This is a genomic window from Methanobrevibacter sp. 87.7 (genome assembly GCF_002208625.1).
In the GTDB taxonomy this organism is placed as follows: Archaea; Methanobacteriota; Methanobacteria; order Methanobacteriales; family Methanobacteriaceae; genus Methanarmilla.
Genome location: NZ_MRCT01000027.1, coordinates 1 through 15,146, shown reverse-complemented (window position 1 = coordinate 15,146; position 15,146 = coordinate 1). Strand labels below are relative to the sequence as shown.

Annotated in this window: 16 protein-coding genes; 2 read left to right on the top strand and 14 right to left on the bottom strand. The window is 26.1% G+C overall.

Features of this window, described 5'->3' with window-relative positions:
* The first annotated feature begins 196 nt into the window (after positions 1 to 196).
* Positions 197 to 1,282 (top strand): class I SAM-dependent methyltransferase family protein, encoded by a 1,086-nt coding sequence (locus BGI41_RS02385; protein WP_088538649.1) that lies wholly within the window; start codon positions 197 to 199, stop codon positions 1,280 to 1,282.
* 136 nt (positions 1,283 to 1,418) lie between these two features.
* On the opposite strand, the gene mtnA is transcribed toward BGI41_RS02385, so the two are convergent.
* From mtnA to BGI41_RS02335, 10 genes are all read right to left on the bottom strand, one after another.
* Positions 1,419 to 2,348 carry an S-methyl-5-thioribose-1-phosphate isomerase gene (mtnA, locus tag BGI41_RS02380; RefSeq protein WP_088538648.1) on the bottom strand — a complete coding sequence of 310 codons (930 nt, stop codon included), beginning with the start codon at positions 2,346 to 2,348 and terminating at the stop codon, positions 1,419 to 1,421.
* Positions 2,349 to 2,542: 194 nt separating this feature from the next.
* Positions 2,543 to 3,472 carry a radical SAM protein gene (locus BGI41_RS02375; RefSeq protein WP_088538647.1) on the bottom strand — a complete coding sequence of 310 codons (930 nt, stop codon included), beginning with the start codon at positions 3,470 to 3,472 and terminating at the stop codon, positions 2,543 to 2,545.
* A 267-nt stretch (positions 3,473 to 3,739) separates the two neighbouring features.
* On the bottom strand, positions 3,740 to 4,291 hold the full coding sequence (locus BGI41_RS02370) for a methanogenesis marker 17 protein (RefSeq protein WP_088538646.1): 552 nt from the start codon (positions 4,289 to 4,291) through the stop codon (positions 3,740 to 3,742).
* 13 nt (positions 4,292 to 4,304) lie between these two features.
* Positions 4,305 to 5,543 (bottom strand): methanogenesis marker 15 protein, encoded by a 1,239-nt coding sequence (locus BGI41_RS02365; RefSeq protein WP_088538645.1) that lies wholly within the window; start codon positions 5,541 to 5,543, stop codon positions 4,305 to 4,307.
* 1 nt (position 5,544) lies between these two features.
* On the bottom strand, positions 5,545 to 5,997 hold the full coding sequence (locus BGI41_RS02360; protein ID WP_088538644.1) for a methanogenesis marker 5 protein: 453 nt from the start codon (positions 5,995 to 5,997) through the stop codon (positions 5,545 to 5,547).
* Between the two features lie 72 nt (positions 5,998 to 6,069).
* Positions 6,070 to 6,552 (bottom strand): methanogenesis marker 6 protein, encoded by a 483-nt coding sequence (locus tag BGI41_RS02355; protein WP_088538643.1) that lies wholly within the window; start codon positions 6,550 to 6,552, stop codon positions 6,070 to 6,072.
* Positions 6,524 to 8,074 carry a methanogenesis marker 3 protein gene (locus BGI41_RS02350; RefSeq protein ID WP_088538642.1) on the bottom strand — a complete coding sequence of 517 codons (1,551 nt, stop codon included), beginning with the start codon at positions 8,072 to 8,074 and terminating at the stop codon, positions 6,524 to 6,526. The genes BGI41_RS02355 and BGI41_RS02350 overlap by 29 nt, the downstream gene beginning before the upstream one ends.
* A 144-nt stretch (positions 8,075 to 8,218) precedes the next feature.
* A complete protein-coding gene (locus tag BGI41_RS02345; RefSeq protein ID WP_088538641.1) occupies positions 8,219 to 9,199 on the bottom strand; it encodes a methanogenesis marker 2 protein in 981 nt (326 codons plus the stop codon).
* A gap of 43 nt (positions 9,200 to 9,242) precedes the next feature.
* Complete coding sequence (locus BGI41_RS02340) at positions 9,243 to 10,418, bottom strand: DUF2117 domain-containing protein (protein ID WP_088538640.1); 1,176 nt, start codon at positions 10,416 to 10,418, stop codon at positions 9,243 to 9,245.
* Between the two features lie 232 nt (positions 10,419 to 10,650).
* On the bottom strand, positions 10,651 to 11,154 hold the full coding sequence (locus tag BGI41_RS02335; protein ID WP_088538639.1) for a ribonuclease VapC: 504 nt from the start codon (positions 11,152 to 11,154) through the stop codon (positions 10,651 to 10,653).
* Between the two features lie 103 nt (positions 11,155 to 11,257).
* Here BGI41_RS02335 and BGI41_RS02330 point away from each other — a divergent pair, with 103 nt between their 5' ends.
* Positions 11,258 to 11,782, top strand: coding sequence for a molybdenum cofactor biosynthesis protein B (locus BGI41_RS02330; protein WP_088538638.1), 525 nt, complete (start codon positions 11,258 to 11,260; stop codon positions 11,780 to 11,782).
* A gap of 250 nt (positions 11,783 to 12,032) precedes the next feature.
* On the opposite strand, the gene pyrE is transcribed toward BGI41_RS02330, so the two are convergent.
* From pyrE to BGI41_RS02315, 4 genes are all read right to left on the bottom strand, one after another.
* Positions 12,033 to 12,563 (bottom strand): orotate phosphoribosyltransferase, encoded by a 531-nt coding sequence (gene pyrE, locus BGI41_RS02325; RefSeq protein ID WP_088538637.1) that lies wholly within the window; start codon positions 12,561 to 12,563, stop codon positions 12,033 to 12,035.
* A 22-nt stretch (positions 12,564 to 12,585) separates the two neighbouring features.
* Complete coding sequence (locus BGI41_RS02320) at positions 12,586 to 12,822, bottom strand: PRC-barrel domain-containing protein (protein WP_088538636.1); 237 nt, start codon at positions 12,820 to 12,822, stop codon at positions 12,586 to 12,588.
* Positions 12,823 to 13,134: 312 nt separating this feature from the next.
* Positions 13,135 to 13,251, bottom strand: coding sequence for a symporter small accessory protein (locus BGI41_RS08750; RefSeq protein WP_369829828.1), 117 nt, complete (start codon positions 13,249 to 13,251; stop codon positions 13,135 to 13,137).
* 8 nt (positions 13,252 to 13,259) lie between these two features.
* On the bottom strand, positions 13,260 to 14,846 hold the full coding sequence (locus BGI41_RS02315; protein ID WP_088538635.1) for a sodium:solute symporter: 1,587 nt from the start codon (positions 14,844 to 14,846) through the stop codon (positions 13,260 to 13,262).
* Positions 14,847 to 15,146 lie beyond the last annotated feature (300 nt).

The following is a 15,146-nucleotide window of genomic DNA, read 5'->3' as shown; positions in this document are numbered from 1 at the left end:
AATATATTTTATATATAATATATGCTAAAATAATCTGAAGTTCTAAAAATGATTAAAAAAATAAAATATTAAAATTTTAGCATAAAAATACAATCAATTTTTTATATAATTTAATTGAAATAATAAACAATATAATGAAGAATAAAAAATTTCAATTAAATATTTTTATTAATAAATCAATTTAATTAATGATATTATGCAATCTTTAAAAATAAGTTTACCTGCGGTAGATGAAGTACGTAAAATTTTAATGGATATGGAAATTATGGATATGGACCATAGAATTAAACCTGAAAAAGACTATGGTTACATTGGTATTACTGCACCCGTTAATGATGAAGAAATTCAAATGATGATAGAAAAAGCAGGAAAAGTAGAAAAAGTTCAAAAATTACTTAATGGAAGACCTTTGGAAATAGAAGTTGTTGATAAAGAATTAGAATTAATTCCAAGATATCCTCATAGTGTTAGAGAAATGCTAAAAGGTAAACTTAGTGACCAAGAAATAACTGATCTTCATAATTCTTATGATATAATCGGTAAAATAGTAATAGTTGAAATTCCAGAAAATTTAAGAAAATATAAAAAATTAATTGGGAAAACCACACTTAAATTTACTAAAAGAGATTCAGTTTACATGAAGAATAGTCCTATAAAAGGAGTTACAAGAGTTAGAGATATTGAATTTTTATGTGGAGTAGATAATCCTATTACAATACATAAAGAACAAAAAATACGTTTAAAATTAGATGTAAGTAAAGTTTACTTCTCACCAAGACTTACTAATGAAAGAAAAAGAATAAGAGATATAAGCCATGATGGTGAAAAAATATTAGATATGTTCTGTGGAGTTGGACCATTCCCAATAGTAATTGCATCAAAAAGAGATGTTGATATAACTGCAGTAGACATAAATGATGTTGCTATTGAATACCTTAAAGAAAACATAAAAATGAATAAATTAAAAGGTAGAATTACACCAATATGTGGAGATATTAAAGAGGTAATTAAAGATAAATTAAATAATCAAAAATTTGATAGAATCATTATGAATTTACCTGGAACAGCATATGATTTTCTTGATTATGCATTTGAACTTATTGCAAATAATGGTATAATACATTATTATGAATTTGCACCTAACTGTGAAGAAGGTAGGAAAAAATTAGAAGACAAAGCAAAAGAGCATAATAAAAAAATAAAAATTGAAAAATGTCATAAAGTACGTTCTACAAGTCCAGGAATGTGGCAAATGGCCTTTGACTGTAGAGTAAACTATTAAATATTAATTAAGATAATAAATTATCTTTATTAAATATTTTATAATAAAAATAATTTTAATAAAAAAACTAATTCTAATAAAAAAAAATAAAAAAAAATATAAAAAAACTAATTTTAATAGAAAATAATTTAAATATTTATAATGGATCAATTATTCCTTTTTCTGTAATTATTCCAGTAATTAAATCATTAGGAATAATATCAAATGCTGGATTAATTACCTCTGTACCTTCAGGGCAAATTCTACAATTTCCATAATGGGTTACTTCATCAGCAGATCTTTCTTCAATTTTAGTATCATATATTGAAATTTCATTATCAAATGTAGAATATGGTGCAGCAACATAAAAAGGAATATCAAATCTTTTAGCTGCAAGTGCAACCATAAAAGAACCTATTTTATTAACAATTCCTCCTTTTGCTACCCTATCAGCACCTATTACAACTTTATCAATCATATTCTGACTCATAAGATAACCACTTGCAACATCACAAATAAGTTTTACAGGTATATTTTCTTGTTGCATTTCCCAAACACTTAATCTAGCACCTTGACCACGAGGACGAGTTTCATCACAAATAACATTAATATTTTTATTTTGTTCATTTGCAGCTCTTATAACACCTAAAGCAGTACCATAATCAACACATGCTAATGCACCTGCATTACAGTGAGTAAGTATTGTATCACCATAATCAATAACTTCAGCACCATATTTACCAATTAATCTATTAATTTTCATGTCCTCATTATACATATCAATAACTTCATCAACTGGATTTTCACTATCTAAAACTCTATCTACTGCCCAAAAAAGATTTTTTGCTGTTGGTCTTGCTGCTTTAATTTCTTTTGCAGCTTTATCCAAATCAATATTATCAAGATATGCAAGAGCCATACCGAATGCTGCAGATACTCCAATAGCAGGAGCACCTCTTACAGTCATATTTTTAATAGCTTCAATAACATCTTTATAATTATCACAGTAAACATATGTTAATTCATCAGGTAATTTTCTTTGATCAATAAGTTTAAGTTTATTATTTTCCCATTCTAAAGTTTTCATAAATATTTATTAAATTTAAAAATTAAAAAAAGTTTTGATAAAATTAAAAAAATAAAACATACACAAAAAATTAAAAATAGATTTTAAAAAAATAAAATAAAAAACTTAGAATAAAAACTAAAAAAAAAGACTAAAACTAAAAAAACCTAGAATAAAAACTAAAAATAAAAAAAAATAAAAAAAGACAAAGTCAATTAGAAATGACTTTGTGGTGTTTGACTACCACCTAAATGATGGTCATGAGCTTTATTACCTGGAATACCATAAGCATCTGCTCTACATTGAGTACATGCTCTAAATACAGGTATTATTTCTTCAACTTGTTCTCTTACTCCTTCAATCATCATACAATCAGGGCGTTGATAATCTTTCATTTTATTTAATGGAATAAGTGGAAGTACATTCATTAATGAAGCACCTCTTTTTGAAACTTCTTTTGCAATTTCAACAATGTGTTTATCATTTAATCCAGGAATTAATACAGAATTAACTTTTACAATAATTCCAAGTTTATTTAATGCTTCAATACCATCAAGTTGATTTTTAATTAAGATTTTTGCTCCTTCAACACCTTTATATACTTTATGATAATAGTGAACAAATCCAACAATATCTTTAAGTATTTCAGGATCAACTGCATTAACAGTTACAGTTACACTATTTACTCCACAGTCTGCAATTTCTTGAGCTTTTTCTGGAAGTAAAAGACCATTAGTACTCATACATTTAATTAACTCTGGATGAGTATCATTTAATTTTTTAAAAAACTCAAATGTTTCTTCATTATCTAATGAATCACCAGGTCCAGCAACACCTACAACAGCAATAGGTTCTTCATCTAAAATTTTATCAACATGTTCAATTGCTTCATCAGCATTTAATACACAACCTGCAACACCTGGTCTATCTTCATCAGGATTATGTAATGACCTTTCACAAAAATTACATCCAATATTACATTTAGGAGCAATAGGTACATGTGCTCTACCTACTTTATCATGTAATTTTTCATTGAAACATGGATGAGCCTTAGTAAGATGTGCAAATTTAGTTGCTCTGTGTTCACCTTGACCTAAATTTGATAAAGGTCCTGTTTGATCATGTTTACTATTAATATCACTCATATTATCTGCCTCTGAAATATTAATATTAAATAAATTAAAGTTTATTCGAAAATATACGAATTAATTAAAATTATATTATAAAATCACATTTATAAATTTTACTATAATTTTATAACATATAATCTTTTTGAAAAATACGATAATAATAAAAAAAATAATTATAAAAAAACCAGTAAGAAAATAAAGAGATACTTAAAATCAAAAAATAAAGAGATAATAAGAATTAAAAAAATTAATAAATTCTTAAAATATTTAAGAAAATATAAATTAACTTAATTCTTTAATATATTCTTCAGCTTTTTCAACATATTCATTCATAATCAATTCATCTGTTGCAACAACTGCAACAATATCCTCCCTTGACATATCCTTAATTATTTTAAATCCTTCTAGAACAATCCTATAAATTCCATCATATATTCTTTTTTGAAGGTTAATAAATGGATTATCTACAACAAAATCATTTGCTCTTGATTCATCTCCATCTAAAATAATTGTATATCTATCTGGTTGATGAACATTTTCTCTACCATACTCTTCCCATAATACTTTAAGAATATTTGGAAGATAATTTTCATCATCAATTAACACTCTTGTTTGATTATCTCCTTTAGAATATTTTACTTTAGCAACATCTTTAAGGTATTTAGTAGATGCAGTTTTTTTCATTTTAATAGCTATAACAAATACTGCATCATCAGGATTTACGAATGCTCTTAAATCCAAAACAGAAGGTCCTAATTGAAGATCTTGAAAGATTTGTCTAATAATCATATCATAAACTTCAGCACCATTTTTGTCATAAGATTCAACTAACATAAAAACCACTAACTTATTGATTATTTCTATTTCCTAAACCAGATACAAGTAATGCTGAACCAACAGCACCAATATGTTGTGAATAATCAGGGACAATAATTTCAATTCCACCTAAAATATCACTTACAGCTTCTACAAGACCAGATATTAAAGAAGTTCCTCCTACTTGAATTAAAGGTTCCCTAATATCAATTTCCTGAAGTTGTTGTTCATAAACTTGTTGAGCTACAGAATGACATGCTGCATCTGCAACATCTTCTTTAGATCCTCCTGCTGCTAAGGTAGTTACTAAATCTTGAATACCAAATACAATACAGTAACTGTTTAATGTAGCATTCCTATAATTACCTTTAACAGCTAAAGGTCCAAGTTCTGTAATATCTACATCTAAACGACGAGAAGTTAAATCTAAAAATCTTCCAGAAGCACCTGCACAAATACCACCCATAGTAAAGTTATCAGGAATACCATTATTTACAGTAATTACTTTGTTATCCATACCACCAATATCTAAAACAGTAGCTTCTCCTCTTTGTTTATCTGCAAGATAAACTGCTCCTTTTGCATTTACAGAAATTTCTTCTTGGATAAGTTCTGCATTTAATTTTTTACCAATAGTTAAACGACCATACCCAGTAGTTCCAATACCATCAATATCATCCCAACCATATCCAGTTTCACCAAATGCATCTGCTGCAGCAATATTAACAGATTCCATAATATCTTTAGTTGCAGTCCATCCAGTACCAATTACTTTATTATTTTCCATTAAAACAACTTTAGTAGTAGTTGAACCAGAATCAATACCCATTGTTAAACCTTCTTGTTTTTCACGAGCAAGGATACTTCTTCTAGCAACAGTAGTTACTAAAGCTTCCATACGAATAAATAATTCATCTGCTTTAGTTTTTTCTGTAAAGGAATAAGTAACTACAGGTATGTGTGAATTTTGTTGTATAAATCTTCTAACTTCATTTCTTATTAATGCACCTTCAGCACATCTGAAACAAGTACATACAAATACTGCATCTGCTTTTGTACGTCCTTCAACAATACTCATAGCACGTGCAATCATTAATTTTAAGTTTGGACTTTGAGCTGAAAAACCAAATTTAAGATAAGATTCTTCAATATAATCTAAATCAATATCAGGAAGTATAATTTCTGCTCCAAATGTTAAAGCAGCTTTTTCAACTTCTTTAAGAATACCACTATATTCTACACCACACCCAACTAATGCAATTTTTACCATACTAGTTTCCTCCTTCTTCACTTAATGAATCTAAAAATGCATTGATTTTATTTACCATATCAAAGGTTTCATCACGATTAGTAGGATATGAAATTTCTAATTTAGGAATATTTTTTTTACGTAAACAAAACATTGCAAGTTCATTAGTTCTTGCACAACCAACACAACCAAATCCAATTGGTGCATCATCAATAATAATAGCTGCTTCTGCATCATCAATTAATGGACCAATTACAGCCATTCTTCCCCTAACTCCAGAAGGAACTTCAATAGCTGCATATTTTAATCCTTTTAAAGGATCTTCTTCAGTAATGTTCATAGGTGGAGAATCTATCTCAGGATCTCTTACTTTTTGAGACATTGCTTTTTGTAAAGCCAATACAGTATGGCCTTTTCTTTCAATTAAATCTCCTAAAACTAAAGAATTGGGAGGATAAATAGCTACCTTTACCATTCTATCACCATAATCATATTATCTCTTTATTTATTTATTTTATAATTTAATCTAATTAAGAATACTTAAAAATCATGATTCTTCTGAATCTTCTTTTTCTATAACTTCATTTACAATATTAACTAAATCATTAACAGGTACTGGTTTTGGTCTTTCAACATAAACTTCTTTTGGATGTTTTAATGCATCACCAACATCACCAAGAATTTGATATTCTTTTTCCATTTGATGGAAACCTTCTCTAGGACCATACCTATGACCTCTACAACGTCTAGGATCTCCAGGTGGGAATCCTCTAGATTTAGTGAATATATTATAAGGATCTAATTTTCTAACTTCTTTTACTGCTTCTTCAACATATTCTTTTTTACCACTAACCATTGCACCATAACAAGTCCATTTAACAGTTAAAGGTAAATCAAGTAAATGCATACGATTAACAATCTGATTTTCACTAACATTAGCTTTAGGTCCTAATATAATCATTCTAATTGCATAATCAGGATCAGATTCTTCAGCAGATAATTTAGGACTCATGCTTAAGTTCGCGGACATATAAAATCTCCCCTTCTTTTAATTTACCAATTAATTCTAAATCAGTTATAACTTTTCCAATAATATTAGTAGCTTCAAATGGTTCAGCAGTTGGACCAAAGTCATTATTTGGTTCAAATCTTACACCAATCAAACCAACATTCTTTTTAACCATGTTAGTTACACCAATAATACCTGCATCAATAGTATCTACATTAGGTGTATTTTCAGGTATAAGTCCTTTAGCAGCTTTAGAATCTCCTTCAAATATAGACATATTCATTCCAGGGAAAGCAAAATGAACTTTTAATTGACCAATTGGTTTCTCAATTAAACCAGTAAGTTTTCTAAAGTACCAAACAGTCCTTGGTGCTTTATCAGTAAGTTCAATAACAGTAATATCTTTTTCAGGATATGCTGTAGTAGTAACTTTACCTTCTTTAATAATATCTAATGTAGTTTCAGGTACTTGAGAAACAACAACTGCATCATCATCTTTAAATCCTTCTCTAACTTGCTCAATACCCATAGAATCTAAGAAATCATTAGCTTCTTTTTGAGTTTTATTTAAAGTCATGATTCTTTGAGGATTTGATTTAACAGTGATAGTATCTCCTAATTTTGCAGAATCAATAAGTTCCATACCTTTAATAACATTACCAACAATAGTATGTGAATTTACTTCTACTCTTTCAGATCTGTAGATATAAATATTACCAATTCCACTACCAGTATTCCTCATAGTAATAGTACCACGTTTACGAACACCAGTTTTTTCAAGAGGTCTTCCAATACCTTGAAGTTGGTAAAAACCAACAAAAGAATTAGAATCATAACCAACTTTAATAACACCATCATCAATTAATGAGAATAAATGTTCTACAGAATTAGGTGAATCAAAATTTGGTTTAATTTCAACATAAGTATATAATTCATAACCTTCTTTTAATTCAGTATCTAAATCATATACAGAAGCACTATCAGTTGTGGTAGTTCTTTCAATAATTGGTTCAATATCCAATATAGTGTCACTTTCATTTAATTTATTAATAGTTTTCCTACCACCAATAACTTCAGCAAAAACTCCTCTGTTACAATCAGGAACTCCATAAGTACTATTATGTTTATCTTTAGAAAAAATAATATGAGTTGACTCATTACTAAATCCAGATAAACTTAAAATTACTTCCAAATCTTTATATTTGTATTCATTATGAGTAGGTTTTAAATCTGTAACAAAAGGACCCACAGCCACTTCTGTTGAAGAAAACCATCTAATATAACAACCAATAAGTTCTTTATATTGATTTTTCCAAATATCAACAAGAGGTTTTGCATCCTCATTATCAGACATCTCAATAATTATACTACCTTTAGGAGTTTTAATTTTAAATTTGTTAATATTCTTTTGAATTTCCTTTTCTCCTTTAATCAAGCACAAAATACTTCCAGGATTATAAGGAGCATTTGAAAATTCAATAGCATCTTTAATAGTAGAGCCATCTTCAATATCTATTTCTTCTCCATTGATTTTTATTAACATAAAATCTCCTTAATTAGATTTTTAAAAATATAATTAATTTTTTATAAAAAATATCTTAAGTAATTATATAAAAAGTATAATAAAAAAATCTTTCTAAATAATATGAAAAGATAATAAAAAAATATAAATTTAAATTAAAAATTACTAATTACCAAATTTCAAAATAGGATTTTCATCCTGTTTAAACACAGATAATTTTTCATTTTCATTTTCTAAATAAAGTACTTTTTCATTTGTAACAGTACCAACAACATTTGTAGATAAAGAGTACTTTTCTAAATTTTCAATAATTTTATCACAATTTTCACTTGGAGCTGTTAAAACAAAACCTGCACCAGGATAAGCTTTAAGCCATACTTCCCAAGGGACTTCATCTAACTTAGGTATTTTTTCAAGATTAACAACTGCACCAACACCAGATGCTTCAAGTAACATTTCTAATGTTCCAAGAATTCCAGGATTACTAATATCTTTACCTGCAGTAGGTAATTTCTCATTTGCAATTTTATTCATAACCATTATTTGATCTCTTACAAGTTGAGGATTTTTATTATAAGTAGTATCCCAATTTAATTTAGTTTCTTCATCATAAAATCTTCCTTCTAAATCAATAGCAACAAGAACTTTATCACCAACATTTGCACCAGAAGATGAAATTATTTTATCTTTATCCATTATTCCAATAATTGCAACACTAACAGAATTATAATCTGCATCAGGATGGAAATGTCCTCCAACCATAGGAACATTAAATTTTTCACAACCACATTTAATTCCTTTAATTAATTCTTCTGAAACATCTTCATTATTTGCTGCTAAAATATTAACCATTGCAAGAGGTTTACCTCCCATTGCAGCAATATCATTCACATTTACTAAAACAGCACAATATCCAGCCCAATAAGGATCTAAATCAATTAATTGACCCCAAATACCATCTGCTGCAAATAATATTACTTGATTATTTCCAATATCAATTGCTGATGCATCATCACCAAAATCTAAAAGGACATCACCAGAAATATTATAAACACTTTTTAATAAGTTAGTAACTTCAGATATAGAATTTTTTCTAGTAACGCCTTTAAAATCTTGAATTAACTTAACTAAATTAGCCAAATCCAAAAAGTACACCTTCTACATATTTTATAAAAATTTTAAAAATAAATTATTTAATTATGTATTTAATTTTCATATATTTTATAATTTCCATTATTTCTAAGGAAAGTTCAGAAATAATATCATTTAAATTAGATGAATCTGATGAAACTTCAAAAAAACTTTTTGAATTAAATAAATCATTAAAAACTTTATGACCTATTTTATCATCATATCCAGATTGAACCTGAAAAATTACAGACTCATTTGATTTATAACCTTTTTCAACAACTTTATCTAAATCACCATCAGTAATACCAATAATTGGAATTTTAAACCTAAATAAAATATCTGATGCAAGAAGTGTTGTATCATCTCCAACAGTAACAACTAAATCCATATCTTTTAAACTATAAACATCTTCTGCAGCATGATCAAGATATCCAATCTTATAAATATTTTTATTAGATTCATGACCAATAACTCTTGGACTTACTTCAGCTCTTCTTAAAAGACCAGTTTTAACAATAGCTGTTTTTAAATCAATTTTTCCAAGTTTATCAACACCATGTTGTTTTATTTTACCTCCAATAATATCAACAATAATACCATCTTCAGTAATAAGTGTTAAAGATTCACTTATAGATTTACCAATTACAGTACCATTAACAAGAATATTTTCCCCAGGACTTACACCATGAATTCTACGTTTAACTACTTCTCCTTTATATTTATTTATATCAATAGTATCTAAATTAGAAAAATGTTTTTTCTTAATTTCAGAAGGAGAAACTTCAATTAAATTAAAATAAGATTTTAATTGAGATATAATATCATATACTAAAGTTTTTTTATCATCCGGTAAATTCCATAAAACAATAGAACCATCATCTTCACCAGGACGTTCAATCTGTATTAATGGAATATTTTCATTAAAATCTTTATCTAAATAATGATTAAATACTTTATATCCAAAAACATGCCCCGTTGTAGAAGATTTACCATAATTAAGTAAGAAAATAATATCCATATTTTCATCTGCAAAAAGAGATAAAGATTCACTTGGAAGTAATTTATGTGAAATATCAATAATATTCTCAAGAGAAGCATCAATAACAGCAGTTCTACCCATTGTACCTCCTAATCTACAATGTACTTCATTATTTTCTGATAAAAAATTAATAATTTTACTTGCATAACCAGAATCTATAATATTTGGACCATGTACTACAACACCAATTTTCATAAAAATCAACTTAAATAAACTATAAAAATAAAATTTTAATAAATAATTATCTCTTAAAATAAAATCACAAAAAACACTCAAAAAAGAGCATCAACTAATAACAACTAAAAACCACAAAAAACACTCAAAAAAGAGCATCAACTAAAATAATAAAAAAACTTAAAATTAAGATTAAATAATTTAAAAGGAAATTTAAATAAATCAAACTTTAAACTACATATTAAAAATAAAATTAATTTTTAATTCTTCTTTTAAATATTTTAGAACCACAAATTTCACAAACATCTTCAGGATAATCTGAAGGATATTCTTTTTTACAACCTTCACAAGTTTTTACCCAATTATATACACCATGAATACCTTCAGTAATAATTGAACTAAAAGGAAGACCTATTATCTTTAAAACATTTTGAATAGAATAATCATCAGTATAAACACAAATATTACCTTTTGTATCTTGTATTTCAAGAGCAAGAGCTAAAAGTTGTTTATCAGGAAAAGATAATCTTAAATCATCACCAGATTTTGAAATAATATCATCTAATTTATTAATATAAATATCTTCAGGACTTTTAATAGTAATTTTTCCTTGATTAATACATTGATCTAAAAGAATTTTAGACTTTAAATCTTTAACTTCATATGTTATTTCAGGAACAGTGAAATTAAAATTATTTTTTGGTTCAAAACCACCAATAAAAGCAGAAGCATCTAAAATATTATATGTTTTAACCATAATTATAAATTAAATTTTTAAAATTAATAAATTTTATTATTAAAATGAAACAAAGCTAAATAATATAATTAAATCTAAAAATATCAAAAATAGGAGTTAAACCATGAAAAGTGCAAGTATGGAAGAACATAAAAAACATGTTCCTATTGATGTAAAATGTGGAGTAATTACATTAAGTGATAGTAAATACGAAGATTCAAAAAATAATGAAAATAATGATATTTCTGGAAAAAATATTATAGAAATACTAGAAGAAAGAAATCATGAAATAAAACAGTATACTATTATTCCAGATGATAAAGAATTACTTTTGAAAACAGTAAAAGAAATGAATAAAAAAGGTATTGATGTTATATTTACTACTGGAGGAACTGGTCTTGAATCTAGAGATATTACAATAGAAACATTAAAACCATTATATGATAAAGAAGTTCCAGGTTTTGGTGAATTATTTAGATTAAAATCATATGAAGAATTAGGTTCAGGAGCTTTATTATCTAGAGCATCAGCAGGTGTTTACAATAAAACACTTATATTTTCAATGCCAGGTTCACCAAATGCAGTTAAAACTGCAATGGACATAATTAAAGATGAAATTGCACATATTGTAAAACATACAAGAAAATAGTTAATATTATAATGATATTAACTAATTAAACTCTTTTTTTAAATACATTAAAAATAATAAAAATTAAAAACTCTTTTTTTAAAAAAATATTATAAATAACTATATTTAATTTTTAAAAAGTTTAAAATAAGATAAATATTAAAATAGCTAAAATAAACTAAAAATAAATTAAATAAAAATTAAATACATTAAAATAATAAAAAATACAAAAAAATAAAACAAAAAAGAAAAAATAAGAAATATAAATTAATTAATCTTCAAAAAACTCACTGACAGAGATTAATGGTTCTAATTTAATACCTTCTTTTTCAAATGCATTTATTGCACCTTCTTCCCTATCTACAACAACAAATGCTCTTTTTACAATTCCACCATTATCTTGAATAACTTTAATTGCTTTAAGTAGAGATCCACCAGTAGTAGTTACATCTTCAACTACAACAACATTATCTCCTTTATTTAATTCACCTTCAATTTGTTTTGAAGTTCCATAACCTTTTTTCTCTTTCCTAATCATTAAAAGTGGAATTTCAGTAAACAAAGAAGATGCAACAGCAATAGGAACAGCACCTAAAGCCGGTCCTGCAATTTTATCAATGTTTTCTCCTTCAATTTTTTCACTTATTAATTCTGCAATTGTTTTAAGAATTTCTGGATTAGTAATAGCTTTTTTCATATTAACATAATAATCACTTTCTTTACCAGAAGCTAAAACAAAATGTCCTTTTTCAAAAACTTTATTTTCTTTTAAAATTTTAATCAAATAATCTTTTGAAGCCATAAAAATAACCTAAATAGTAATTTTATATATCATATGTATCTTTTAGAATAATTTTATCCCCAACAGTTTTAACTAAATCAAATGGGATAATATCTTCACTTTTAGAAGCTCTAATTACATTAGAAATACCTTTCTTTTTAATTACAAGTGATAAAACAGCACCAGTTTCTTTATCAATTTCTACATCATCAACAATACCCATATTGTTAACATCTGAATCTAATACTTCTTTACCAATGAAATCTTTAACTATTCTCATGATGCTTCCTCCAATATTTTAAAAAAATAATATTAATAATATTATGTATTTTAAAGTATAAATAAATTTTAAATAATTTAAAAATATGAAAATTTAAAAAGTAAATGAAAAATAAAAAAATAGCTTTAAAAATTAAAATAAAATATTTAAATAAGAATAAACACCAAAAAACAAACATAAATAATTAAATACAATAAATAAAGATTAAAAAAAAGCACAAATAATAAAATACAATAAATAAACATCAAAAAACAAGCAAAAATAATAAAATATAAAAAATAATTAAAAACTTTCAAAATTGAAAGTAATCAATTATTCATCTCCTTTATTCCAATTTACTACACCATATACAACACAGATAATTAGAAAAATAAATATGAGGATATAACATCCCCAAATCATTGGATCTTCAATTCCTAAAACCATCATATTATCACCTAATCAATTCCTTTAAATGATTTATTAACTAATTCATCATCTAATGGTTTAGTAAGTAAACTTACAACAATTAATAATATTGCAGATATAGGTACACCAAATATTAAAGGATCAATTAAAGGCCATGACATTGCTTGAATTAAAAATGGTTGACCAGTAATAAATTGACAAATACCTAAAGTTGCTGCTGTTTTTTTATACAAGAATATTAAACAGAATAAACTAGTACATAAACCAGAAACAACTCCTGCAATAGCCCCTGCTTTTGTAGTTCCTTTCCAATATATAGATGCAATATATAATGGTAAAAATGCAGCTGCACAAATACCCATAAATAAAGAAGTACCTAATGCAATAATACTTGATGGTAATATATAACCAAGTATTAATGAAATAATAACTGCAAGAAGAATTCCTATTTTAGTAGTACTTAATAAAGAATCATTATTTAATTTTTTTAATGAACCTACAACATCACTACCAAGTGCAGTTCCTTGAGTATGATATAATGCAGATAATGTACTCATTGCTGCTGCAAGTAATGTTAATAAGAATATATAAACAAACCATTCAGGAAGCGCCATATTAATAAATGTAGGTATAATCTTATCAATATTTCCACCTACAACTTGAACTGCAGTTTTACCTAATTTTTGATAGAAGTATACATTAGATAATGAACCTACAACATATGCAGTAACTGGCATTACAGCAATAAATATTCCACCAATTAAAACAGACCTATTTAATTCTTTATCAGATTTAACTGTCATGAAACGTACAATTAATTGTGGTTGAGCAATAGTACCAATACCTACACCCATAATTAATGTAGATACTAAATACCACCAGAAAGGACTTCCAAATTTAGGGAAACTAGTCCATCCAGTACCTCCTTGAGCAAGTGCTTCTTTAGGATACAATGGAGCCATGTTTGTTAATGCCATATTTGCATTAGTTATTCCACCTAAATGCCAGAATATAAAGAATAATAAGAAAATCATTCCACAGAACATAATAGTTCCTTGTAAAGCATCAGTATACATAACACCTTTAATACCACCATAAAATACATACATTGCAATAATTACAGATAAAATAAGTAATGCTAATTGGAAATTAATTGAAAGTGATGTTTCCATAAATCTTGCTGCTCCAATAAGTACTACAGAAGAATATAATGTCATACCTAAAAATATAATAAGTCCTGCAAATATTTTTAAAAACTTACTATTATATCTAAGAGATAAGAAATCAGGAAAAGTAACAGAATTTAAATTAGCTCCAATTTTACGTGTTCTTTTACCTAAAAATACAAATGCAATAAATATACCAACTACTAAATTCAAAAGAGCAAGCCATAAAATACTCATACCATATTGACCTGCAATACCTCCAAAACCAACAATTGCCGCTGTAGAAATAAACGTTGCACCATAACTTAATGCCATAATATAAGGGTGAGTATCTCTACCTGCAACTAAATAATCTTCAGAGGAATCTGTTCTTTTATATGCAACATAACCTACAAATACAACCATGAATAAGTAAACTATGAAAACAATACTTAATACCAAATAATTCATTTTAAACCTCTAAATTTAATCAAAATAGAATAAAAAAACTAAAAATAATTTAAACTATTATAATCAACCAAATAGAATAAAAAAATAGAATAAACATAATCCTATTAAATCAATAAAACATATATAAATTATAATAGCTTTTAAATGTTAATATTATTAGTTGATTCATAAAACAATGGAAATAATTATAATTTAATAATTTAAATAAGAAACAAATTCTAATCATTTAAATAAAAAAATTAATAACTCCAATATTTAATCTAAAATTTATTAAAAAATTCCACATACTAATTATAACCT